Origin of the sequence: Halomonas sp. 18071143, from assembly GCF_019211725.1 — a bacterium.
Classification (GTDB): Bacteria; Pseudomonadota; Gammaproteobacteria; order Pseudomonadales; family Halomonadaceae; genus Vreelandella; species Vreelandella stevensii.
The window spans coordinates 562,263-585,212 of sequence record NZ_CP078120.1 but is presented as its reverse complement, the minus strand read 5'-3'; the positions used below and the strand labels follow the sequence as shown (position 1 = coordinate 585,212).

16 protein-coding genes are annotated in these 22,950 nt (G+C 63.7%); 10 read left to right on the top strand and 6 right to left on the bottom strand.

The window, feature by feature from the left end; all coding sequences use genetic code 11:
- Positions 1-93: 93 nt before the first annotated feature.
- Together KVY02_RS02845 and KVY02_RS02840 are read left to right on the top strand one after the other, a co-directional pair.
- Complete coding sequence (locus tag KVY02_RS02845) at positions 94-1,224, top strand: glycerate kinase (RefSeq protein ID WP_189463898.1); 1,131 nt, start codon at positions 94-96, stop codon at positions 1,222-1,224.
- A gap of 184 nt (positions 1,225-1,408) precedes the next feature.
- The gene (locus KVY02_RS02840) at positions 1,409-1,885 is read left to right on the top strand and encodes a Dps family protein (protein ID WP_096921498.1); all 477 of its coding nucleotides are present in this window, start codon (positions 1,409-1,411) and stop codon (positions 1,883-1,885) included.
- 93 nt (positions 1,886-1,978) lie between these two features.
- On the opposite strand, the gene KVY02_RS02835 is transcribed toward KVY02_RS02840, so the two are convergent.
- Together KVY02_RS02835 and KVY02_RS02830 are read right to left on the bottom strand one after the other, a co-directional pair.
- The gene (locus KVY02_RS02835; RefSeq protein WP_218314286.1) at positions 1,979-3,466 is read right to left on the bottom strand and encodes an aminoacyl-histidine dipeptidase; all 1,488 of its coding nucleotides are present in this window, start codon (positions 3,464-3,466) and stop codon (positions 1,979-1,981) included.
- A gap of 27 nt (positions 3,467-3,493) precedes the next feature.
- The gene (locus KVY02_RS02830) at positions 3,494-5,704 is read right to left on the bottom strand and encodes a GNAT family N-acetyltransferase (protein ID WP_218314284.1); all 2,211 of its coding nucleotides are present in this window, start codon (positions 5,702-5,704) and stop codon (positions 3,494-3,496) included.
- A gap of 331 nt (positions 5,705-6,035) precedes the next feature.
- On the opposite strand from KVY02_RS02830, the gene dctP reads away from it, so the two are divergent.
- The 3 genes from dctP to KVY02_RS02815 all read left to right on the top strand — a co-directional run bounded on the left by dctP (position 6,036) and on the right by KVY02_RS02815 (position 9,034).
- On the top strand, positions 6,036-7,139 hold the full coding sequence (gene dctP, locus KVY02_RS02825) for a TRAP transporter substrate-binding protein DctP (protein ID WP_218314282.1): 1,104 nt from the start codon (positions 6,036-6,038) through the stop codon (positions 7,137-7,139).
- A gap of 63 nt (positions 7,140-7,202) precedes the next feature.
- Positions 7,203-7,706 carry a TRAP transporter small permease subunit gene (locus tag KVY02_RS02820; protein WP_016916083.1) on the top strand — a complete coding sequence of 168 codons (504 nt, stop codon included), beginning with the start codon at positions 7,203-7,205 and terminating at the stop codon, positions 7,704-7,706.
- Positions 7,703-9,034: a TRAP transporter large permease gene (locus KVY02_RS02815; protein ID WP_016916082.1), complete on the top strand. Its 1,332-nt coding sequence runs from the start codon at positions 7,703-7,705 to the stop codon at positions 9,032-9,034. Before KVY02_RS02820 ends, KVY02_RS02815 begins: the two co-directional genes overlap by 4 nt.
- A 45-nt stretch (positions 9,035-9,079) precedes the next feature.
- Here KVY02_RS02815 and KVY02_RS02810 read toward each other — a convergent pair whose 3' ends face one another.
- Positions 9,080-10,108, bottom strand: a complete 1,029-nt coding sequence (locus KVY02_RS02810) for a LacI family DNA-binding transcriptional regulator (RefSeq protein ID WP_218314281.1) — start codon at positions 10,106-10,108, stop codon at positions 9,080-9,082.
- 42 nt (positions 10,109-10,150) lie between these two features.
- Positions 10,151-11,080 (bottom strand): 3-hydroxyacyl-CoA dehydrogenase, encoded by a 930-nt coding sequence (locus KVY02_RS02805; RefSeq protein ID WP_218314280.1) that lies wholly within the window; start codon positions 11,078-11,080, stop codon positions 10,151-10,153.
- Positions 11,081-11,309: 229 nt separating this feature from the next.
- On the opposite strand from KVY02_RS02805, the gene hisD reads away from it, so the two are divergent.
- Positions 11,310-12,620: a histidinol dehydrogenase gene (gene hisD / locus KVY02_RS02800; RefSeq protein WP_016916080.1), complete on the top strand. Its 1,311-nt coding sequence runs from the start codon at positions 11,310-11,312 to the stop codon at positions 12,618-12,620.
- Positions 12,621-12,874: 254 nt separating this feature from the next.
- On the top strand, positions 12,875-14,575 hold the full coding sequence (locus KVY02_RS02795) for an ABC transporter permease (protein ID WP_218314279.1): 1,701 nt from the start codon (positions 12,875-12,877) through the stop codon (positions 14,573-14,575).
- Positions 14,576-14,600: 25 nt separating this feature from the next.
- Here KVY02_RS02795 and KVY02_RS02790 read toward each other — a convergent pair whose 3' ends face one another.
- Positions 14,601-15,698 carry an ABC transporter ATP-binding protein gene (locus tag KVY02_RS02790; protein WP_039182802.1) on the bottom strand — a complete coding sequence of 366 codons (1,098 nt, stop codon included), beginning with the start codon at positions 15,696-15,698 and terminating at the stop codon, positions 14,601-14,603.
- Between the two features lie 215 nt (positions 15,699-15,913).
- Between KVY02_RS02790 and KVY02_RS02785 the strand changes: the two genes are divergently transcribed.
- The gene (locus tag KVY02_RS02785; protein ID WP_039182799.1) at positions 15,914-16,939 is read left to right on the top strand and encodes a Fe(3+) ABC transporter substrate-binding protein; all 1,026 of its coding nucleotides are present in this window, start codon (positions 15,914-15,916) and stop codon (positions 16,937-16,939) included.
- 89 nt (positions 16,940-17,028) lie between these two features.
- On the opposite strand, the gene polA is transcribed toward KVY02_RS02785, so the two are convergent.
- Positions 17,029-19,794 (bottom strand): DNA polymerase I, encoded by a 2,766-nt coding sequence (polA, locus tag KVY02_RS02780; RefSeq protein ID WP_218314278.1) that lies wholly within the window; start codon positions 19,792-19,794, stop codon positions 17,029-17,031.
- A gap of 173 nt (positions 19,795-19,967) precedes the next feature.
- On the opposite strand from polA, the gene KVY02_RS02775 reads away from it, so the two are divergent.
- Both KVY02_RS02775 and speA read left to right on the top strand, forming a co-directional pair.
- Positions 19,968-20,924, top strand: a complete 957-nt coding sequence (locus KVY02_RS02775; protein WP_081192761.1) for a homoserine kinase — start codon at positions 19,968-19,970, stop codon at positions 20,922-20,924.
- Between the two features lie 8 nt (positions 20,925-20,932).
- Complete coding sequence (speA, locus tag KVY02_RS02770) at positions 20,933-22,843, top strand: biosynthetic arginine decarboxylase (RefSeq protein ID WP_371317415.1); 1,911 nt, start codon at positions 20,933-20,935, stop codon at positions 22,841-22,843.
- Positions 22,844-22,950: the final 107 nt, after the last annotated feature.

The following is a 22,950-nucleotide window of genomic DNA, read 5'->3' as shown; positions in this document are numbered from 1 at the left end:
GACTGGTGTGCGGTCCAGCAGCACGCTAAGCTCGCAGGCTAACACGAAAAAGAACGACAATACGCTGAGACAACGTTTCAAGGAGGTTGTGCGATGAATGTACTGCTTTGCCCGGATAGTTTTAAGGATGCCCTGAGCGCCGAACAAGCGGCCCAGGCCATGGCACACGGCATTACACGGGCGGCACCCTCGGCCATCACGCACCTCTGCCCGCTGGCCGATGGCGGCGAGGGCAGCCTGGATGCCTTGATGGCAGCCACTCAGGCAGAGTGTCGCACGCTCACCGTTCAAGATGCCCTGGGCAGACCCCGCCAGGCCCGCTGGGGCTGGCTTGGCGAGCAGCGTACCGCGTTTATCGAGCTGGCAGAAGCCAGCGGCTTGCAGCACTTGAACAGCGACGAGCGCAACGCCCTGCATACCAGCACCCATGGCGTGGGCGAACTGTTCCTGGCGGCCCTGGACGCCGGTGCCACCCAGGCCCTGCTCCTGTTGGGCGGTAGCGCCACCAACGATGCGGGCGCCGGCATGCTGCAGGCGCTGGGGGCCAGGCTGCTCGACCAGCATGGCCAGCCGCTGCCTCCCGGCGGGGCTGCCCTGCAGCAGCTGGCCACGCTGGACCTCTCCACCCTGGACCCGAAGCTGGCCAGCCTGGACGTCACGGCCGCCGTGGACGTGGATAACCCGCTGCTCGGTGAGCGCGGTGCCAGCGCCGTGTTCGGGCCGCAAAAGGGGGCCAGCCCCGACGACGTGGCCACCCTCGACCGCGCTTTGGGGCACTTTGCCACGCTCGCCGTAGAAGCCCTGGGTCGCGATGACCGAGACATGCCAGGCGCGGGTGCCGCGGGCGGCATGGGCTTTGCCGCCAGCAGCTTCTTGAACGCCAGACTCTCGCCGGGTATCGACATGATCATGCAGCAAGCCCAGGTGAGCAGCCTGCTGGCCAAGGCGGATCTGGTGATCACCGGAGAAGGCCGCCTGGATGGCCAGAGTCTCTCTGGAAAGACCCCGATTGGCGTGGCCCGTGCCGCCCAGCGCCTGGGTAAGCCGGTCATCGTGCTGGCGGGCAGCCTGGGGGATGGCTGGCAGGCCTGCTTGAATGAAGGCGTCACCGCCGCCTTTGCCCTGGCCGATGGCCCCATGGGCCTGGAAGACGCCCTGCCGCGTACCGCTGAACTGCTCAGCGACCGCTGCGACAGCATAGCCCGGCTGTGGCTGGCCCATTGAAGGCGGCGGCCCCCTTGAAAAATCGCCGAGTCGCCAACATCTCTTGATATGTTGCGATGAGTCAGCCGTCGCCAGCTCACCGCCGGTCATGGCAGGCCGCTATGGTGGCGATGCAAAAAACCTGTTTTGCATTGGTCAACCAGGGCCTTAAGCTGGAAAAAACGAAACGATGGAGGAGCAGACAATGGAAGATACCAACAGCATTGGCCTACACGAAGGCAGCGCCAGCCAGCTTGCGGAAAAGCTGAATCATCTACTGGCCAACTACCAGATTTTCTACATGAACGTGCGGGGCTACCACTGGAACGTCAAGGGTAACGACTTTTTCGAGCTGCATGCCAAGTTCGAAGAGTTCTACACCGACCTGCTGACCAAAGTGGACGAAGTCGCCGAACGCATCCTGACCCTGGGGCACAAGCCTGTCCACGCCTACAGCGACTACATCGCCCTGTCGCGCATTCAGGAAGACAAGGACGTTCACGACGGCAAAACCTGCGTCAAAGGCGTGCTCAGCGGATATCAGACATTGATCGAGCTGCAGCGCGAGCTGCTGTCGCTGGCCTCGGATGCCGACGACGAAGGTACCGCTTCTCAGGCGGGCGATTACATTCGCGAGCAGGAAAAGACCGTCTGGATGCTCAACGCCTACCTGGGCAAGTAGGCCTCTCGGCGGCGCACCGCCGAGACACCACCCACGGCACCCTTGCGGTGCCGTTTTTGTTGCCCGCCAATGTTGCTGGGCGGGCATGTCAGCTCAGACCTGGCGACTGGCCGAGTCGGCGGTTTGCCTGGCCAGGGTTTCGATCAGATCACGCAGCATGGCCCAGAACTCCGCCACGGAAGCAATTTCGACGCGCTCGTCCGGTGAGTGAGCCCCGCGAATCAAGGGCCCGAACGAGATCATGTCCAGATGAGGGTACTTGCTGCCCAGAATCCCGCACTCCAGCCCGGCATGAATGACCTTCACCTCTGGAGCGTGGCCCATCAGCGCCGCATGGCGAGTATTGAAGGTGGCCAACAGCGGGCTTTCCGGGTTGGGCGCCCAGCCTGGGTAACCATTTTCGACCTTTACGCGGGCACCCATCAGCCCGAACAGCGCCTGGAAGCGCCCGGCCATGGCCATCGCTGCGCTGTCGTGCAGCGAGCGCACCAGTGCACAGAGGTGAAAACGTCCCTGCTCCACGCTCAGCACGCCAAGATTGTTGGAGGTTTCGACCACCCCCGGCACATCGGCGCTCATCCGCTCGACCCCACAAGGAGCCGCATGCAAGGCGGCCAGCAGCATGGCGCTGGCGTCGCGGGTCAGCGGTTCGGCCTCGGCAGGGGCCGCTTGCGTAGCCGTCAGCACCAGGCCAGGGTCACAGCTACCCAGCTCCGCCTTGAGCGTTCTAGCGAGGGTTTCCACCGTGGCCAGCGCGGCCTCGACATCGTCGGCGGGCAGCGCCACCTGGGCAAAGGCTTCACGGGGAATGGCATTGCGCAGGGTGCCGCCCTGATAGCTCACCAGCCGCGCATCGAAGGCTTCAAGCGCCCACAGCACGCGTACCAGCAGTCGGTTGGCATTGCCCAGCGGCTTGTCGATATCCATGCCCGAATGACCGCCCTTGAGGCCGGTCAAGGAGAGCGAGATGACCTGCTCATCGGGCTGCAGCGCAGCACCAGGCAGTTGGGCATCCACCACCACGTCGGCACCGCCCGCGCAGCCGATATAGACCTGGCCACGGTCTTCACTATCGAGGTTGAGCAACAGTGAGCCCTCGAGCCACTGCTCGGCCAGATTGAGCGCCCCGCCCATGGAGGTCTCTTCCTCCAGGGTGAACAGCGCTTCCAGCGGCCCGTGGGTCAGTTCCGGGTCCTCCAGCACGGCCAGAATGGCAGCCACGCCCATGCCGTTGTCAGCCCCCAGCGTGGTGCCCTCAGCGTGCAGCCACCCCTCCTTGACCACCGTGCGAATGGGGTCCCGCGTGAAATCGTGGGCCTGGCCTGCGTTGGCCTGCGCCACCATGTCCAGGTGCCCCTGCAGGATGATGCCCGGCGCTGCCTCACACCCCGGTGATGCGGGCTTACGGATACGCAGGTTGCCGAAGGCATCCCGGTCATGGGCAAGCCCCAGGCCATCGGCCCAGGCTTCCAGCTTGGCGACCAGCGCTGCCTCGTGGCCCGATGGCCGAGGGGTATTACACAGCGTGCGAAAATGCTGCCACACCAACGTGGGCGCGAGCGCTTCTAGATGTGCGTTCATGGAAACTCTTCGTCATCGATAACCGGGCTACTTTAACCGCTCCTGCCCATCCGAGAAAAGCATCGACGCGGTCATCAGCTGCTGTGTCACTCGGCGCAGTTGCTGCGTGGCTTCGCGCGGGGCATCGGCCAGCGGTTGATTCTGGTAGGCCCAGGCCACCAGCTGCTGATGCGCTAGCCGGGCCTCTCCCAGCGGCGCACGGCTGGCCTCCCGCCCCAGCGCCTGCAAGGCAGCCCGCGCCAGGGCGGGGTCGCGATGGGCATAGGCCACGTCGTGAATCGTTTGTCGCTCCACGGCACTCAGCGGCCGTTCAGGCAGCTCGGACAGCAGCAGCGCCACCACCGGCGCGGGTAAGTCGCGTAGCTCGAAGGCCAATAGCCCCTGCAAAGACGCCACAAAACCTTGCTGCATACTGTGCAATACGGCCTGGCCGATCTCGTTCAACGGTTTGGCGACCATGATGGCATACTCCCCCGTGGCCGCTTCCCGGGTCACGCCCAGGCGCACCGGCGTGAACCCAAGGGCCAGCCAGAATGACAGTAGCCCCGCCTCCGCGCCGAAGGTGGCGCCATACAGCGCCACGCCCTGCTCTGCTGCGCTGGCCATATCGGCTACCAACAGCCTGCGCCCCAAACCTTCGCGACGCCGCTCGGGGTGAGCCGCAATGCGCACCACCCTGCGCCAGCGGGCGGTCAACGCCTCGCGATGCCCTCCGTGAGCCGCCAGGGACTGGGCCAGCAAATGCCCCTGGGGCCGCCGTTGGCCCAGCGCCACCTGTTCGGCCAGCGCCGGGTCAAAGCCGCCCTCCTCCCGAGTGACCAGCACTGCCAGCGGCGCCGTATCGGTGGCCCCCGTGGCAGCAGTCGAGGCGTGCCCCTGGCTTGCCATCACCATGCGCAGCTGCGTGCCGGGGCCATCCATCAGCTGGCGCAAGTCGCTGGGGGTGGTGCGATAGTGCGACTGCACCAGCAGGCCAAACAGCTGCTCCAGCAACGGCTCGTTGGCAGCCAGCTGTACCTGGCTCACGCTGAGGGTCTGCGCGTCGATGAGGCCATGCGCGTGAGCCTCAGGCAGCGGCGCGCTCAGCAGCAGCGCCTGTTGAATGACGCTTTCCAGAGGGTCATTGGCTGCCCAGCGAATCGGGGTGTCCAGGGTCAGCTCCCGCCACTGGGGTGTCTGGCGCTCGAGCACCTCCCGAAAACGCAGCGCAAAGCCCCGGCCAGAGCCCTCGTAACCATGCACCGTCGTGGCAAAGGCCATACGCGGGAACGCGGCCAGCCAGCGGGCCAGCATAGCTGCTGGGAGTGCCGCGGCCTCATCCACCAGCAGCAGCGCCCCGCTGCCTCCCAACGTGCCCTGAGCCAGCTGGGTATCGAGCAGGTCGGGTGGCAAGAAGCACAGCGAGCTTCCCGTGGCAGGCAGCTGCACCTCATGGCCGCGGCGCTGCGCCTCAGGGCACAGCACCATGACACGCTCGAACAGGCTGTCCACCGCGCTGGCTCTGGGGGCGGTGACCAGTAGCCGCGGGTAGCTCCCCTGTTGCAGCAAGCGCGCACAGGCAATGCCCAGCGCCGCACTTTTCCCGCGCCCTCGGTCGGCCGTGATGACCAGCGGGCGGCGACGCTTGAGCTTGCTCAGGGCCGTGACCGCACGGGCCTGGTCGGGCGTCAGGCAGGCGGGGTCTTCAGGGCGGCGTGGCGAGGGCTGCCCGGCGGGCAGCCTGGAAAGCACCAGCGGGCCAGCCACCGGCCAGCGCACCACCTGGGGCGAAGCACTGAGCTGGCGCGCCAAACGTGCCAGGTAAAAGCTGCTCAGCGCGGTCCATTGCCAGGGGTGGTCGGCAAAGCGTGCGTAGTTCGGGTCGGGGCGCTCACCCCATGGCTCGGGGGTTACCAGCAGCAGTATGCCACCCGCCGTCAGCGTGCCGGCCAGCGCGCCCAGGGCGTCCGGGTCCAGCCCGTCACGACCGCTGACGTCCATGACGATCAGCTGATGCTCGGCCCCCAGTCGCGTGCGCGCTTTGGCTGCGGGCAGGCAAGGCGACACGGGGGCTTCCTGCGGGTCGCCCACCCACAATGGCGCTTGCCACGGCTGGGCGTGCCACAGCGTGAGCGCCAGTCGGCGAGCGTGCTCGGCATGCCCGCTGAGCCACACGAGCCCCCGCCAACGGCGGCGTTGCCAGCGCCGCGCATGGCCCACCAGTAGTGATATGCGGCGGTCATCACTTGCTTCGCTCATCACGCTCCTCAAGGGTCGATTGCTTACAACTTTGGTACAACAAGGCACACATTTTCAACGCTTCAACGCGCTATCCAGACCTGTCCAACCGTTTAAACAATTACTTAACCAAATGTTTTTAAACAATTTTTACATCAATCGATGTTTCATGGCGTGCGTTAACTTCCTGCAAACTCTGATATTGCGCCGCAGCGGGGGGAGTGTGCTAGCTTAGCGGTACAGCCTTGGCCGCTTTTACTTTACGTAAACGTCAGCCCTACTCGCTGTGCTTTCCTGCTTTCAGGTAATCAACACTAATAACGCCAACCGCCAAAGTACCAGGAAATTGATAATGAAAAAGACTACAAAATTTTCCTTGACCAGCCTTGCTGCTGGTGTCGCATTTGCCGCTCTCACCACGACTGCTCAAGCACAAGAGCAGTGGACCATGACCTCCACCTGGCCCGAAAACCTCGACCTGATCAAGCTCGATCAGCACTGGGCCGAGCTGGTCAACCAGCTGGCGGGAGACGAAGTACAGATCAACTTCCGCGCGGGCGGTACGCTGATGCCCGGCACGGAAGTGTTCGATGCCACCGAAACCGGCAGTATCGAAGCCGCCGGTGACTGGCCAGGCTATTGGGCAGGCTTGAACCCCGCGTTCTCGCCGCTGGCCACCACCACCAGCCTGTTCAACGCCGTTGACTACATCAACTGGATTCAGCAGTGGGGCGGCCGTGAACTGTACGAAGAGATTTACGGCCAGTACAACATGATGTACCTGCCCTATGCCGCGCTCAACAACGAGTCCGGCTTCATGGGCCGTACGCCCATCGAAAGCATCGCCGACCTGGAAGGCAAGCGTCTGCGTCTCTCGGGCCGTGACCAGGGCCGCGTGCTGGAAGCCCTGGGTGGCTCTCAGGTAACCCTGGCCGGTGGCGAAGTCTATCAGGCCATCGAGCGTGGCGTGATCGATGCCGGTGAGTTCTCGACCCCCGGCGTGGATTACAACGCAGGCTTTGCCGAAGTGGCCGACTACTGGGCCACGCCTGGCTGGCACCAGTCCGCCAGCGTCTTCGGGGTCATGATCAACCTCGACGCCTGGAACGCGCTGTCGGAAGAGACCCAGCAGAAGCTGCGCATCGCTGCCGACGCCACCATGGCCTGGTCACTGGCCTGGTCCGAGCGTGAGTCCACCGATGCCACCCAGAAGTTCATCGATGCGGGTATCACCATCAACCAGTTCTCGGAAGAGGATCTGGCCCGCATTCAGGAGATCACCAACGAGGTCATCGTGCGCGGCGCCTGTGAAAACAGTGACCACGCCAAGGTCTACCACTCCATGGTGACCTACCTGGAAGACTACGCCAAATGGCGCGACGTCTCGGCTCCTTTCAACATGAGCCGCACCATGGATAACCTGCCCTCACTGGAAGAGATCGAAGCCTGCCTGTAAGGCGTTTCTGCGCCGCCCCGGGCCGACCGGGGCGGTTTTGTATGCTGACCGCGGAGATCTTCCATGAATGCGATTGCCAAGGCGATCGATGCAATCAATGAGCTGTTTGGGCGATTGATCGCGCCATTGATTGCCATCATTACCCTCATCGTGCTGTACGACATTGCGTCACGCTTTTTTCTCGGCCGCCCCAGTGACTGGGCGTTCGATGTTACCAAGATGCTGTTTGGTGCCCACTTCATGCTGATGGCCGCCTACGGTTTGCGCCATCATGCCCATGTCGAGGTCGACGTACTGAAACGTTTGCTGTCCCGCAAGCGCCAGGCCCTGATCGAAGTCCTGGGCTACCTGATTTTCTTCGTTCCCTTCATCTGGATGCTGCTGACCTACGGCTGGCGCTTCTTCGAACGCTCCTACACCCGGGGTGAAACCACCTACGGCATGGTGTCGATTCCCGTCTACCCGATCAAAGGCGTTATCGTGGTGGCGGCTGCCCTCATCCTGCTGCAGGCCATTGCCATCGTACTGCGGGCCATCATGCAGTTGCGCGAGGAGAAATCGGCATGAACCTGAGTCCTGAACTGCTGGCGCTGGTGATGTTTGGCGGGCTGCTGATCGGCCTGTTCATGGGCCATCCGCTGGCCTTCGTGCTCGGCGGCGTCGCCGTCATCGGCGCCTTTCTCGGCCCTGGCGAGCGGGTGCTGGGCACCCTGATCAACAACATCTTCGGCAACGCCATGGACAACTATGTGCTGGTTGCCATACCGCTGTTCGTCCTGATGGCACGGTTTCTCAACGATTCCGGGGTCACCGAAAAGATGTTCGATGCCATGCGCCTGCTGCTGGCCAACCTGCGGGGCGGGCTGGCGCTGACCGTGGTCATCGTCTCTGTCCTGCTGGCCGCCACCACCGGTATCGTGGGCGCCTCCATTGCCGTCATGGGCATGATTGCCCTGGTGCCGATGCTCAAGTATGGCTACAACAAGGAGCTGAGCACCGGGGTCATCATGGCCAGCGGCTGTCTGGGCATCCTGATCCCGCCCAGCATCATGCTGATCCTGATGGCCAGCTACTCGCCGGTATCGGTAGGCGCCCTGTTTGCAGGGGCGATGATTCCCGGCCTGATGCTGGGGGTAATGTACGCGCTCTACGTACTGCTGATCTGCTACTTCAAGCCCTCCTATGGCCCTCCGGTACCCAAGGAAGAGCGTGCGGAAGTCAGCACTCGGCAACTGCTGATCATGCTGGGCAAGTACGTGGTGCCGCCCATGTCGCTGATCCTCGGGGTACTCGGCGCGCTCTTCACCGGCGTGGCCACCGCTACCGAGGCCTCGGCCATCGGCGTGTTCATTGCTTTTATCCTGTTTTTGATCTTTGGTGACCGCCGGGTCTCCACCTGCTTCAAGACGCTGCTGGAAGCAGGCAAGACCACGACCATGGTCATGCTGGTGCTGGTAGGCGCGACCGCCTTCACCGGGGTGTTCTCACGGGGTGGCGGCATGCAGGTGATTCAGGACCTGCTGCTGGCCATGCCGGGCGGCACCACCGGCGCGCTGATCATGATGCTGTTTCTGGTGTTCATTCTGGGCATGTTCCTGGACTGGACGGGCATCGTCCTGCTCAGCTTCCCGATCATGCTGCCCATCGTTCAGCAAATGGGCGTCGATCCGCTGTGGTTCGTGGTGATGGTGGCCGTAGTGCTGCAAACCTCCTTCCTCACGCCACCGTTTGGCTATGCGCTCTTCTATCTGAAAGGGGTTTCACCGCCGGGTGTGGAGATCGTCGATCTCTACAAAGCGGTCATTCCCTTCGTGGCGCTGATTCTGCTGGCCTGCCTGCTGATGTCGTTCTTCCCCTGGTTGGTCACCGGCCTGCCGCGCATGCTGCTGGGCTAAACTGACGCCCTCGCGTTGCCGCCTTGCCGGGCAAGGCGGCAAACTTCATGAAGATGACGCAACACCACGCCCTGTTGCCGGGGCGCTGGCGCGTACGATGGGCGTCACCGGCAATACTTTTCGCTCCCCCGCGACCTGCCCACTGGCGATTTGCGCCAGCAGCAGGGCCACCGCCTCGTCCACCATGGGCTCGACCGGCTGTTGAACGGTGGTGAGCCGATAGCTCGGCCAGGCCGCCATGGGGATATCGTCGAACCCTACCACCGCCACGTCCTCAGGCACGCGTAGCCCCAGCTCGCCGCTGAGCGTATCGATCACCGCAATGGCCATATGGTCATTGGCGGCAAAGACCGCATCCGGGTAGGGCGCCGCCTCGAACAGCTTGCGGGTCGCCGCCTGGGCTGCCGCGAAGTCATAGTCGCCGCATGCCTCCCCCCAACAGCTAACACCCTGCGCCGCCAGCGCCGCCATGAAGCCATCACGCCGCTGGCTGCTGGTAGAAGAGTCGGCAAGCCCGGCCACCAGCGCGATGCGCCGATAACCGCTAGCGACCAGGAACTCACCCACCCAATAGCCTCCACGATAGTTATCGCTGGCGACCTGGCTGACCCCCTCGAAGGCCACCGTGCGGTTGATCAGCACCACCGGAATGCCTCGGGAGACGCACTCGCTGGCCAGCGAAGAGGAAAGCGTCGCCGCCAGCATCAGAATGCCGTCTGCCTGGCTCTGCAGAATGTCCGCCATGACGCCCGCCGTCTGCTGCTCGTTGCTGCTCATGAACAGCAGCAGGTGGTAGCCATGCTGCTGAAACCGCCGCGCGGCATACTCCAGCATCTGGGCGTAGAACGGGTTGTCCAGCTGGGTCATGACGACCGCAATGGTGCGCGACGAGCGCGTAATCAAGGAGCGGGCGATGGCATTGGGGCGGTAGCCCAACTGCTGGGCCGCCGCCAATACCTTTTCCCGGGTCTGGGGGGCAATGCTGGCGTGGGGAGAGAAGCAGCGACTGACCGCCGACTGCGACACCCCCGCCAGTTCTGCCACTTGCCGTGACGTCACGGGCCGTTTTTTCATGCTCATCCTCTGGTTGGTCGCAAGGCCCCGGCACCCGCCGCGCTAGGCGTGTTGACGCTGATGGGCCATCAGCGCCATCAGGCGGCGGTCACGCCAGGCCTGGCGTTCGGCCAGCTGTGCTTCCGACAATATCTCGCGACGCTCCTGCGCCAGGCGTTCGAGTGTTTCGGGCTCCCAAGGGTTGGCCGCGCTGCGCTGGGTATCCACGTCACGGTAGAGCGGGCCATAGCGCCCGGCGTAGTCCACGACACCGGCTGGGGCGTTCAGGTCGATGGTCTCGAAAGGCCCCATGAACGACCAGCGCAGGCCCAGCCCGTGTTTAACCGTTTTATCCAGGTCCTCGGCGGACACATAGCCATCACGGAAGAGGCGCAGCGCTTCGTTGAGCAATGCGCCCTGCAGCCGATTGAGAATGAACCCCTGCACCTCACGCTTGACCAGAATAGGCGCCTGCCCCACTTCCTGCATCAACACCAGGGTACGCTCGACCACCGCTGCATGGGTCTGCTCCGAGGGTGCGACTTCCACCAGCGGCACCAGATACGGCGGGTTGACGGGGTGCGCCACCAGACAGCGCTGCGGATGCTGCAAGTGGCCCGCAAACTGCGACGCCACGATACCTGACGTGGAGCTGGCCAGGATCGTGTCGGGCGTCACGACGCTTTCCAGCTGGCTGTACAGCGCTTGTTTCAGGGCCACGTTCTCCGGCCCACACTCCTGCACGTACTCGACGTCCGCCACGGCGCTGGCAAGGTCAGCGCAGTAGTGGATACGCGCCGCGATGGCCTCCGCCTGGTCGATCAACCCAGCGTCCTGCAGGTCGAACAGCGACGCCATCACGAGCCCCTTGGCCAGCGTCAGCTGCTGCTCGTCCACGTCATAAAGCCTTACCGTGACGCCCGCTCGGGCAAAGACGATTGCCCAGCCCCGCCCAATCAATCCCGCGCCAATGACGGCTACCTGTGTACTCATGGCCACTCACCTCGTGTGATTTTATTGTTCTTGCCCTGCTGAATCCATGGCGCGACCCGCCCTGGCAGGCGCATTTCAAATGGGGCCTGCAAGACCCGCATCCGGTTCAACATAGCATGCTCCAAAAGTGTTTGCATTCGTATGCAACAGGCCCTAGCCTTATTCTGCTCCATCATGCTGACCCGACCCAGCTGACTCTACCCAACAACAATCCTTTCAGGAGAGCGTCATGATTCGCCACCTCAAAGCCGGTGCTTCCCTCGAAACCCGCGCCGAAGCGGACCGCCAGGTACGCGAAACCGTCGAGCGTACGCTGGCCGACATCCAGGCCCGAGGCGACGCCGCCATTCGCGAGCTGTCGGAAAAGTTCGATGGCTGGTCACCGGAAAACTTCCGTTTGAGCGAAGCCGAGATTGCTCAGGCCATGAGCGAAGTGTCCGAGCGTGACCTGGACGACATCCGCTTTGCCCAGGCCCAGATACGTCGCTTTGCCGAGGCGCAGCTGGCCTCCATGCAGCCGGTCGAGATCGAAACCCGCCCCGGCGTCATCCTTGGCCACAAACATCTGCCGATGAACGCGGTGGGCTGCTATATCCCCGGGGGTTCCTACCCTATGGTGGCGTCTGCCCACATGAGCGTCCTGACGGCCAAGGTCGCCGGGGTGAAACGCGTCATCGCGGCGGCGCCGCCCTACAAGGGCAAGCCCCACCCCGCCATCGTAGCGGCCATGCACCTGGCAGGCGCGGATGAGATTCTGGTACTCGGCGGCGTTCAGGCCGTGGGTGCCATGGCCATCGGCAGCGACTCCATCGCGCCAGTGGACATGCTGGTGGGCCCCGGCAATGCGTTCGTCGCCGAGGCCAAGCGCCAGCTATATGGCCGTGTCGGCATCGACCTGTTCGCGGGCCCCACCGAGACGCTGGTGATTGCCGACGAGAGCGTGGACGGCTTGCTGTGCGCCACCGACCTGCTGGGGCAGGCAGAGCATGGCCCAACCTCCCCCGCTGCCCTGCTGACCAATTCCGAAGCGCTGGCCCGGGACACCCTGGCGGCCATCGAGGAACTGCTGCAGAAACTGCCCACCGCCGATATCGCGCGCCAGGCCTGGGAGAGTCATGGAGAAATCATCGTCTGTGACAGCCACGAGGAAATGCTGCAAGTGGCCAACGAGATGGCTTACGAGCACGTTCAGGTCATGACCGAAGACCCGGATTTCTACCTGGAGAACATGACCAACTACGGCGCGCTGTTCCTCGGCCCGCGCACCAACGTCGCCTATGGGGACAAGGTGATTGGCACCAACCACACGCTGCCCACCAAAAAGGCAGCGCGCTACACGGGCGGCCTGTGGGTGGGCAAGTTCCTCAAGACCTGCACCTATCAGCGGGTATTGACCGATGAAGCCTCGGCTGAGATCGGCAGCTACTGCTCACGACTCTGCATGCTGGAAGGCTTTGCAGGCCACGCCGAACAGGCCAACGAGCGCGTGCGCCGCTATGGCAAACAGGAGGTGCCCTACGCCTCGGCGGTGGACGCATGAACCTTCCCCAGGCCCCCGGCTTCAGGCTGGACGGCATGCAGGCGCTGGTCACGGGCAGCGCGCTGATGGTGGACGGCGGCTGGACCGCCCACTGACGGAGCCCCACGGGTACACGCCTCGACCCTGCCCCACGGGCAGGGTTTTTTAATGGGCGGCCGATGAGCTGCACCCTACCGGCGCAGGTGATACTATTTGCAACCGCTATTTTTTCGCATTGACGAGCCACGCAGCTTCTCGTCCAAGGAGATCACGACGTGTCCACGCCCGCTCGCCGCCCATCATCGGCTCTGCTGTCAGGGGTCGCTTCACGCTTTGCGCTGTCGCTCAACCCCTGGTCTATTGCGCTGTTTCTCATCGCGCTGACCGTGGCACTGCCGATTCTGGTGGTTCTGGGCCATATCGTGCTGCCCACCGACGGCATCTGGCAGCACCTGGCCAGCACCGTCCTGCCCCGCTATCTCAGCAATACCTTCTGGCTGGTGCTGTGGGTAGGCCTCGGTACCTTGGTGATTGGCACGGGAACCGCCTGGCTGGTGGTCATGTGCCGCTTTCCCGGCAAGCGCATCTTCGAGTGGGCGCTGCTGCTGCCGCTGGCCGTTCCCACCTACGTGATCGCCTATGCCTACACGGACTTCCTGCAGGTGGCGGGGCCACTGCAGAGCATGCTGCGGGAGTGGTTCGACTGGCGAGTGGGCGACTACTACTTTCCCAACATTCGCTCGTTGGGGGGCGCCATCACGCTGATCACCTTCGTGCTCTACCCCTATGTCTACCTGCTGGCCAGGGCTTCGTTTCTGGAGCAGTCGGTGTGCGTGCTGGACGTGGGACGCACGCTGGGGCGCGGGCCTTGGCACCTGTTTGGCACCGTGGCCCTGCCCCTGGCGCGGCCTGCGCTGGTGGGCGGCGTGTCGCTGGTGCTGATGGAAACCCTCAATGAGTTCGGAGCGGTGCAATTCTTTGGCGTGGATACCTTCACCACCGGTATCTACCGCACCTGGTTCGGACTGGGCGAGCCGGTGGCAGCAGCACAGCTGGCGGCCTGCCTGCTGACCTTCGTGATCGTGCTGGTACTGCTGGAGCGCTGGTCACGGGGCAAGCGGCGCTACTTCCATACCTCCAGCCGTTACCAGCAGCTGCCCGAGTACCGCCTGCGCGGCTGGCAGGCCACCGGCGCGTTTCTGGCCTGCCTGCTGCCCATCACCATCGGCTTCCTGCTGCCCAGCGGCCTGCTCTTGAACATGGCGATTCGGATTGGCGACAGCCTGTTCGGCACGCGCTTCATCGGCTTCGCCCTGAACAGCCTGTCGCTGTCGGCCATTGCGGCCCTGATTGCGGTGGGGCTGGCGGTGCTGCTGAGCTATGGCGTACGCCTCAACAACTCCCCCAGCGCACGCCTGTTCACCCGTATTGCGGCCATGGGCTACGCCATTCCGGGCTCCGTGGTGGCGGTCGGCATTCTGATTCCCTTTGCCTGGCTGGACCACACCCTCAACTCCTGGCTGCACGCCAACTACGGCAAGATTATCGGGCTGGTCTTCAGCGGCACGGCCTTCATTCTGATCTACGCCTACGTGGTGCGCTTTCTGGCGGTGTCGTTCAATGCCGTGGAAGCCAGCCTGGGCAAGGTCACCCCCAGCATGGATGCCGCCTCGCGCACCCTGGGCCAAACCGCAGGGGGCACGCTGCGACGCATTCATACGCCCCTGATGCGCAGCAGCCTGTTGGCGGCGGGGATTCTGGTCTTCGTCGATGCCATGAAGGAGCTGCCGGCCACCATCATCCTGCGGCCGTTCAACTTCGATACGCTGGCGGTACGCGCCCATAACCTGGCGTCGGACGAGCGGCTGGCGGAGGCCTCCACGGCCTCGCTGACCATCGTGGTGGTGGGGATCCTACCAGTGATTCTCCTCAGCCTGGCCATGCGCCGAGCGCGCCCCGGCAGCCAGGCCGAGTAAGTTCAAACACACGTCTTCCCGCGCCTCAGCGTGGGAAGATGAAGACCTGGGAGTGGTCCAGATCGATGTCGATGGGCTGGCCCTCCTGGGGCAGGAACACCCCAGGCACACGGGCATGCAGGTGCGCTTCCTGGCCATCGGTGCCATGGGCACACAGGTGGATCAGGCTGGTGCGGCCCAGCAGCTTGGCCATGACCACGTGGCTATGGCTGTGCGCTTCGGCTGGCAGGTCTCGCTCCTGAATGCGCAGCGCCTCGGGGCGAATCATCACCTGCACGTCACTGCCTTCCGGCAGCCAGCTGGCATCCACTGCGCCCACGGGGGTCTGCACTCGCCCGCCTTGCACCACTCCCGCCAGCTCGTTGACCTCACCAAAGAAGGTCACCACGAAGGGGTCGATGGGCGCACAGTAAAGCTCGCGAGGGGTGCCGGTCTGGACGATCTTGCCATCGCGCATCAGTGCGATGCGGTCCGCCATGAACATCGCCTCTTCCGGGTCGTGGGTCACCAGCAGCGTGGCCGAACCCAGCTTTTTCAACACGTGCAGCGTGTCGTCTCGGATACGATCCCGCAGCCGGGCATCCAGGCTGGAAAAGGGCTCGTCCAGCAGCATCAGCCGCGGCGTAGGCGCCAGCGCGCGGGCCAGCGCGACACGCTGCTGCTGGCCTCCCGACAGCATGTGCGGGTAAGTCTCGGCATAGGCGGCCATGCCCAGCTGGTCCAACAGCTCCAAAGCACGCGCGCGGCGCTGGCTGGAGGGCAGCTGCTTCAGGCCAAAGGTGACGTTTTCCAACACGCTCAGATGGGGAAACAGCGCCGAATCCTGGAACGCCAGGCCCACATTGCGCTTTTCGGGCGGCACATGGCGCTTGCCTGGGGCCGCGATGGCCTGCCCGTCCAGGCTGACCTCGCCTTCCTGCACCACCTCCAGGCCTGCCGCGATACGCAGCAGGGTGGTCTTGCCGCAGCCGGAAGGGCCCAGCAGGCACACCACTTCGCCCTGGCCGATCTCCAGGTCGATGCCCTTGACCACCTTGTTGGCTGCAAACGTGTGCTCGACACCCCGCAGCGACAGCGCCGCCGCCGGTGCTGCCACCTCTGAAAATGACACCGTTGCCGTCATTCGTTCACCCATGGTTAGTGCGCAGCGCAGATGCCTGACTGCGAACACGGTTGAAAGTTATTTGCATTCTATTTTCTATTGGCGGCAGATGCACGTACATGCATAAAAAGTGTTGCGTGTCATTAGCATTTCGCTTGACGTCCATGGAACAAGACGTTTCAATAGGCGCAGTTTGACAATGCAACTTATTATCATAAACATTTAGGGTGTTTGTTATGAAAAAGGCACGTCTTGCAGTCTCTGTCGCCGCCGTCATGGCTGGCTCGGCATTTGCCAGCAGCACACTGGCCAACGAGGTCAACATCTACTCCGCTCGCCACTACGACTCAGACGAGATTCTGTACAACGCGTTCACCGAAGAAACGGGTATCAAGGTGAATGTGCTGGAAGGCGACGCCAATCAGTTGATGGAGCGTATGCAGCGTGAAGGCGTGGCCAGCCCTGCCGACGTCATGCTGACCGTGGATGCCGGCAACCTGTGGCGTGCCGAGCAGGATGGCCTGTTCCAGGCCGTGGATTCCGACGTGCTGAACGAGCGCCTGCCGGAGTCCATGCGTCATCCCGAAGGCATGTGGTTTGGCTTCAGCCAGCGCGCACGGGTGATTTTCTACAACCGTGAGAACTTCGACCCGAGCCAGATCGCTACTTATGAAGACCTGGCCGACCCACAGTTCGAAGGCAAGATCTGTATCCGCTCTTCCAACAACATCTACAACCAGTCTCTGCTGGCCTCGATGATCGAGCACCACGGTGCGGAAGAAGCGCAAGAGTGGGCACAGGGCGTGGTCAACAACCTGGCGCGCAACCCGGAAGGCGGTGATACCGACCAGATTCTGGGCGTGGCCAGCGGCGAATGCGAGCTGGGCGTGGCCAACCACTACTACTATGTTCGTCTGCTGCACTCCAGCGAAGCTTCCGACCGCGAAGCCGCCCGTAAAGTGGGCGTGATCTTCCCGAACCAGGATGATCGCGGCACGCACATCAACGTGGGTGGTGCAGGTCTGGTCGCCAACGCGCAGAACGCCGAGAACGGCATCCGCTTCCTCGAGTTCCTGGCTTCCGACCAGGCCCAGGAAGTGCTGGCCGAGCGTAACTACGAGTTCCCGGTGGTCGATGGCGTGAAGAAGAACCCGGTTCTGGAGTCCTGGGGCGACTTCCAGCGCGACGAAGTGAACATCAGCGAGCTGGGTAACAACAACCCGGAAGCCGTGCGCATTTTCGACCGCGTCAACTGGCGCTAAGCGCTGGCCCAGGCAGTATGCAAAACCCCACCGCAAGGTGGGGTTTTTGTGTGGATGGCCAGTCAACCAGGGTTTGAACGGCGCCTCCTCTAGTGTGCTTCGTCCCAGTTGGCGCCGCTCTGGGCTTCCACGATCAGCGGTACGCTCAGTGTGGCCGCCGACTGCATCCGTGCACTGACCTCCTCGATGAACGCGTCTACCTGCGCTTCAGCCACCTCGAACACCAGTTCGTCGTGCACCTGCATGACCATCAGGGCATCGAACGCCCCTTCCGCCAGCCACGCATCCACGTCGATCATCGCCTGCTTGATGATGTCTGCCGCCGTGCCCTGCATGGGCGCGTTGATTGCGGTGCGCTCGGCCCCCTGACGGCGGTTGCGGTTCTGCGAGTGGATCTCGGGCAGGTAGAGCCGCCGCCCCATGACGGTCTCGACGAAGCCATTCTCGGCGGCCTGACTGCGAATGCGGTCCATGTAGCGGGCAACGCCGGGGTAACGGTCGAAGTAGCGGTCGATGTAGGTCTGCGCCTGCTGGCGTTCGAGATGCAGCTGACGCGACAGCCCCCAGGCGCTCATGCCATAGATCAAACCGAAGTTGATCGCCTTGGCACTGCGGCGCTGGTCGGCGGTGACCTTGTCCAGCGCGGTGCCAAACACTTCGGCGGCGGTGGCGGTATGAATGTCGCGGCCCTGTTCGAAGGCTTCCAGCAGCCCCTTGTCTTCCGACAGGTGGGCCATGATGCGCAGCTCGATCTGCGAGTAGTCCGCGGCCACGATGCGATACCCGGGGCGGGCCACGAAGGCCTGGCGAATCTTGCGCCCCTCTGCGGTACGGATCGGGATGTTCTGCAGGTTCGGGTCCGACGAGGAGAGCCGCCCGGTGGCGGTCACCGCCTGGTGATAGCTGGTGTGCACGCGGCCGGTTTTCTTGTTCAACAGGCGCGGCAACTTGTCGGTATAGGTAGACTTCAGCTTGGCCAGGCCACGGTGCTGCATGATCACCTTGGGCAAGGGGTAGTCCAGCGCCAGCTCTTCCAGCACGGCCTCGGCGGTGGAAGGCGCGCCCTTGGGCGTTTTCTTGATGACCGGAATTTTCTGCTCTTCGAACAGAATCTGGCCCAGCTGCTTGGGGGACCCCAGGTTGAACTCGCGGCCCGCCAGCTCGAAGGCTTCACTTTCAAGCTCGCGAATACGCTGCTCCAGCTGCTGGCTCTGCTGGTGCAGGCGCTCGGCATCCAGCGCCACCCCGTTACGCTCGATCCGCGACAGCACCTTGATCAGCGGCAGCTCCAGGTGATCGAGCACCTCGGCCAGGCGGCCTTCCTGCTCGACCTGCGGGCGCAGCGTCTGCTGCAGGCGCAGGGTAATGTCCACGTCTTCACAGGCGTAGGGCGCGGCCTGCTCCAGGGCTATCTGGTTGAAGGTGAGCTGCTTGGCGCCTTTCCCGGCAATCTCCTCGAAGGAGATGGTCTTTTCCCCCAGGTACTTGAGGGCCAGCGAATCCATGTCGTGGCGGGTCGCGGTGGAGTTGAGCACGTAGGACGCCAGCATGGTATCGGCAAACGGCCCCGTGACGTGAATATCCACGTTGGCCAATACGGAAATATCGTACTTGAGGTTCTGGCCGATCTTGGTTTTGCCGGGATCTTCCAGCAGCGGCTTGAGCGCCTCGAGAACGCTGCGGCGGTCGAGCTGGGCAGGCGCATCCAGATAGTCGTGGGCCAGCGGGATATAGGCCGCTTCACCGGGTTCCAGCGCCAGGCCGACCCCGACGATCTCGGCATCCATGTAGTTGAGGCTGGTGGTTTCCAGATCGAAGCAGAAGCGCTCGGCGCTGCGCAGCCGCTCAAGCCACGCGTCCAGTTCGGCCTGCTCGGTGATCACGTGGTCGCGGCGTGGGCCTGGGGCCGTGCCCGACGCCACCTGCTCGGCCTGCGGGGCTGGCTGGCCGCCGCTGACGTCGTCCACGCCCTCGTCCTTGCCCTCCAGCAGCTCCGCCAGCCACTGCTTGAACTCCATCTCCTTGTAGAGCGCCACCAGCGCTTCCCGATCCGGGTGAGCGATCTCCAGGTCGTCCAGCCCTACGGGCAGGTCGCAATCGACCTTGATGGTGGCCAGTTGATAGGAGAGAAACGCCTGTTCGCGGTGCTCTTCCAGTTTTTTGGGGAGCGTCTTGGCTCCTCGAAAGCCCAGCGTGGTGACCCGTTCCAGGTCGCCATAGATGGTCTCCAGCCCGCCCCCCATGCCTTGCAGCAGGCCAATGGCGGTTTTTTCTCCTACGCCGGGCACGCCAGGAATGTTGTCCACCTTGTCACCCATCAGCGCGAGGAAGTCGATGATCAGCGCGGGCGGCAGCCCAAATTTCTCCTCGACGCCAGCCTCATCCAGGGTCTCTTCCTTCATGGTATTGACCAGCGTGATATGGCGGTTCACCAGCTGGGCCATGTCCTTGTCGCCGGTGGAGATCACCGCGTCACGCCCGGCCTGGGTGGCGTGATGCGCCAGCGTGCCGATGACATCGTCGGCTTCGACGCCTTCGATGCACAGCAGCGGCAGCCCCAGCGCTTTCACGCAGGCGTGTAGCGGCTCGATCTGGCTACGCAGGTCATCGGGCATCGGCGGGCGGTGGGACTTGTAGTCGCTGTACATGTCGTCGCGAAACGTCTTGCCCGGCGCATCGAAGACCACCGCCATGGGGCTATCGGGGTAGTCCTTGATCAGCCGCTTGAGCATGTTCAGCACGCCTTTCACGGCGCCCGTGGGCTGGCCGTTGGAGTTCGTCAGCGGCGGCAGCGCGTGGAACGCACGGTAAAGGTACGAAGAGCCATCAACTAGCACGATAGGGGCACGGGCCATAACCAGATTCCATAGTCAGCAGAACAGTAAGAGCGTCTATTCTGCAATGATACGCGTTCGGCGGCGCGACTGCAGAAAAGCACTGCGAAAGCGCCCCTTCACCGTTCACAGCGCTGCCAACTGACGCGCCAAGCCGCTACAATGACCGGCTTAGCAACCTGGGCGAGATTCTCATGGCTGTATTTACTCCGCTGAGCGACGCACAGGTCGCCGCGTTTCTGGAAAAATTCGATGTTGGCAGCCTGGTGTCCCTTCAGGGCGTGGCAGGCGGCACGGAAAACTCGACGTTTTTCGTGACCACCGAGCGCCGCGAGATGGTGCTCACGCTGTTCGAACAAGGCGAGCACGAAGAGCTGCCGTTCTTCGTCGAGCTGCTGGACTACCTGGATGAACACGGCCTGCCCGTACCAGGCACCATTCATGACCGCGAAGGGGTGGCGCTGCACAGCCTGGCGGGCAAACCGGCCCTGCTGTTCCCGCGCTTGCCCGGCAAGCACCCCTCCGCCCCCAACCTGGTCCAGTGCCAGGCGCTGGGCAGCGCGCTGGGGCGTATGCACAAGGTCTCGCAGCATTTTCCGGGGCATCGTCCCAACCCCCGCGATCTGCACTGGCTGCGCGCCGTGCATCACAAGGTGCTGACCTACATCAGCCCCGACGACCAGACCCTGATGAAAAACGAGGTCGATGATTTCGAGACCGCGTTCAGCCAGTATGGTGCGCTGCCCCAGGGGGCGCTGCACGGTGACCTGTTCCGTGACAACACCCTGTATGAAGGCGACCAGTTGGGCGGCATCATCGACTTCTACAATGGCTGCACCGGCGACCTGCTGTTCGACCTGGCCATCGTCATCAACGACTGGGCCTCCAACGAGGACGGCAGCCTGAACGCCGAGCGCTATCAGGCGATTTTGAGCGCCTACCAGGCACGCCGCCCACTGACCGACACCGAGCGGGCCCTGTGGCCCACCATGCTGCGCTTGACGGCGTTGCGCTACTGGCTGTCGCGCCTGCTGGTGGTGTATGTGGACCCGCCTGCCCATGACCTGACCCCCCACGACCCCGAGCGTTTCCGCGTGATCCTCAAGGCACGCATCGCGCTGGGGGCACTCCCTATCCCGGAGGCTTCCTGATGAGTGACATGGCCGCAACCAGCAGCCCCGCTGTACGCGCCCGCCGTACCTGGAATATGGACCAGTGGGGCAGCGGCTACTTCGATGTCGATGATCACGGCCAGGCGCTGGTGCGCCCGCTGGGCAGCGATGCCGAAGGCCCTGCCCTGCCGATCAGCGCGCTGGTTCGCCAGCTGCAGCAGGCCGGCCTGCGCTTACCGGTGCTGGTACGCTTCAGCGACATTCTTCACGACCGCGTTGAGCAATTGTGTGGCGCCTTCGACGCCGCCATGCAGGATGTGGCCTATGAGGGCGGCTACACGGCGGTGTACCCGATCAAGGTCAACCAGCAGCGCCGCGTGGTCGAAGAGATTCTAGCCACCTCGGAGCGTGGCAACGGTCGCGTAGGGCTCGAAGCGGGCAGCAAACCCGAGCTGCTGGCGGTGCTGGCGCTCTCCGACGGCGGTTCGTCGCTGATCGTCTGCAACGGCTATAAAGACCGTGAATACGTGCGCCTGGCGCTGTTGGGCGAGAAGCTGGGCCACCGGGTCTATCTGGTGGTGGAGAAACTCTCCGAGCTGGACCTGATTCTGGAAGAAGCCCGGGAGCTGGACGTGACGCCGCGCATCGGCCTGCGCGCGCGGCTGGCCTCGGTGGGCAAGGGCAAGTGGCAGAACACCGGTGGCGAAAAGTCCAAGTTTGGCCTCACCGCCAGCCAGATCCTGGAAGTCGTGGACACCCTGCGCGCCCAGGACGCCCTGGCCAGCCTGCAGCTGGTGCACTTCCACCTGGGCTCCCAGATCGCCAACATCCGCGACATCCAGCGCGGCCTGCGCGAATGCGCGCGCTTCTACCAGAACCTGATGGCGCTGGGCGCCCCCATTGACACCGTGGACGTGGGCGGCGGCCTGGGGATCGACTACGAAGGCACCCGCTCGCGCAGCTACTGTTCGGCCAACTACTCCATGCAGGAGTACGCGCGCAACGTGGTCAGCGCCTTCGCTCAGCTGTGTCAGGAAGCCGACTTGCCACAGCCGCACCTGATCAGTGAATCCGGCCGCTCGTTGACCGCTCACCATGCGGTGCTGATCACCAACGTGATCGGTGAAGAGCGTATCGACCACACGCCGCCGGTGCGCAGCGTCACCGACGACCCCCAGGTGGATGAGCTGTGGCGCGTGCTGGATCAGCTGGCCGAACACCAGGAGCCCAGGGTGCTGGTCGAAGCCTGGCACGACCTGCTGCAAGCCGTCAGCGAGCTTCAGGACCGCTTCGTGCTGGGCTTGAGCAGCATCAGCGCCCGCGCCGAAGGCGAACGCCTCTACATGGCTGCCTGCGCGCGCCTGCGGGGCAAGCTCGATACCCGCAACCGTGCCCACCGGGAAATCATGGACGAGCTGGCCGAGAAACTGGCCGACAAGCTGTTCGTCAATTTCTCGCTGTTCCAGTCGGTGCCGGATGTCTGGGGGATCGAGCAGATTTTCCCGGTACTGCCACTCAGCGGGCTGGACAAGGCGCCCACTCGCCGCGCGGTGATTCAGGACATCACCTGTGACTCCGACGGCCGCATTGACAGCTACGTGGACGGCCAGGGCGTCGAGAGCACGCTACCGCTGCCGGAGTGGGCCAACGATGACGAGCGCTGGCTGGGCTTTTTCCTGGTGGGGGCCTACCAGGAGATTCTCGGCGACCTGCACAACCTGTTCGGCGATACCGACTCGGTGGATGCCGCGCTGGGCGCCGACGGCGAGTGGGTACTCTCCAACCCCCAGGCAGGCGACACCGTGGCGGACGTGCTGGCCTACGTCAATTTCGATGCCCGCGTCCTGAAGCAGAAGCTGACCGAACAGCTGGTGACCAGCGGTTTCTCGGCCGAAGAGCAGGCGCACTTTGCCGCCAGCCTGACCGAAGGGCTGGAAGGCTACACTTACCTGGAGTAACGCTCTGAGGTAAGGGGGGAGGAGTAAGGAGCCAAGAGCAAGGGGGCAGGAGCCCCCTTCTCGCCTGACATTCCAGCATAAAAAAAGCCACCGTTGCCCAGGGCAGC

What these genes read in the sequence shown, in the direction of transcription:
- hisD (WP_016916080.1), top strand. Translation starts at nt 11,310, where the DNA reads ATGATTCGCCACCTCAAAGCCGGTGCTTCCCTCGAAACCCGCGCCGAA.
- KVY02_RS02775 (WP_081192761.1), top strand. Translation starts at nt 19,968, where the DNA reads ATGGCTGTATTTACTCCGCTGAGCGACGCACAGGTCGCCGCGTTTCTG.
- KVY02_RS02805 (WP_218314280.1), bottom strand. Translation starts at nt 11,080, where the DNA reads ATGAGTACACAGGTAGCCGTCATTGGCGCGGGATTGATTGGGCGGGGC.
- KVY02_RS02810 (WP_218314281.1), bottom strand. Translation starts at nt 10,108, where the DNA reads ATGAAAAAACGGCCCGTGACGTCACGGCAAGTGGCAGAACTGGCGGGG.
- KVY02_RS02830 (WP_218314284.1), bottom strand. Translation starts at nt 5,704, where the DNA reads ATGAGCGAAGCAAGTGATGACCGCCGCATATCACTACTGGTGGGCCAT.
- KVY02_RS02820 (WP_016916083.1), top strand. Translation starts at nt 7,203, where the DNA reads ATGAATGCGATTGCCAAGGCGATCGATGCAATCAATGAGCTGTTTGGG.
- KVY02_RS02785 (WP_039182799.1), top strand. Translation starts at nt 15,914, where the DNA reads ATGAAAAAGGCACGTCTTGCAGTCTCTGTCGCCGCCGTCATGGCTGGC.
- KVY02_RS02840 (WP_096921498.1), top strand. Translation starts at nt 1,409, where the DNA reads ATGGAAGATACCAACAGCATTGGCCTACACGAAGGCAGCGCCAGCCAG.
- KVY02_RS02835 (WP_218314286.1), bottom strand. Translation starts at nt 3,466, where the DNA reads ATGAACGCACATCTAGAAGCGCTCGCGCCCACGTTGGTGTGGCAGCAT.
- KVY02_RS02845 (WP_189463898.1), top strand. Translation starts at nt 94, where the DNA reads ATGAATGTACTGCTTTGCCCGGATAGTTTTAAGGATGCCCTGAGCGCC.
- KVY02_RS02815 (WP_016916082.1), top strand. Translation starts at nt 7,703, where the DNA reads ATGAACCTGAGTCCTGAACTGCTGGCGCTGGTGATGTTTGGCGGGCTG.
- speA (WP_371317415.1), top strand. Translation starts at nt 20,933, where the DNA reads ATGGCCGCAACCAGCAGCCCCGCTGTACGCGCCCGCCGTACCTGGAAT.
- KVY02_RS02790 (WP_039182802.1), bottom strand. Translation starts at nt 15,698, where the DNA reads ATGACGGCAACGGTGTCATTTTCAGAGGTGGCAGCACCGGCGGCGGCG.
- polA (WP_218314278.1), bottom strand. Translation starts at nt 19,794, where the DNA reads ATGGCCCGTGCCCCTATCGTGCTAGTTGATGGCTCTTCGTACCTTTAC.
- dctP (WP_218314282.1), top strand. Translation starts at nt 6,036, where the DNA reads ATGAAAAAGACTACAAAATTTTCCTTGACCAGCCTTGCTGCTGGTGTC.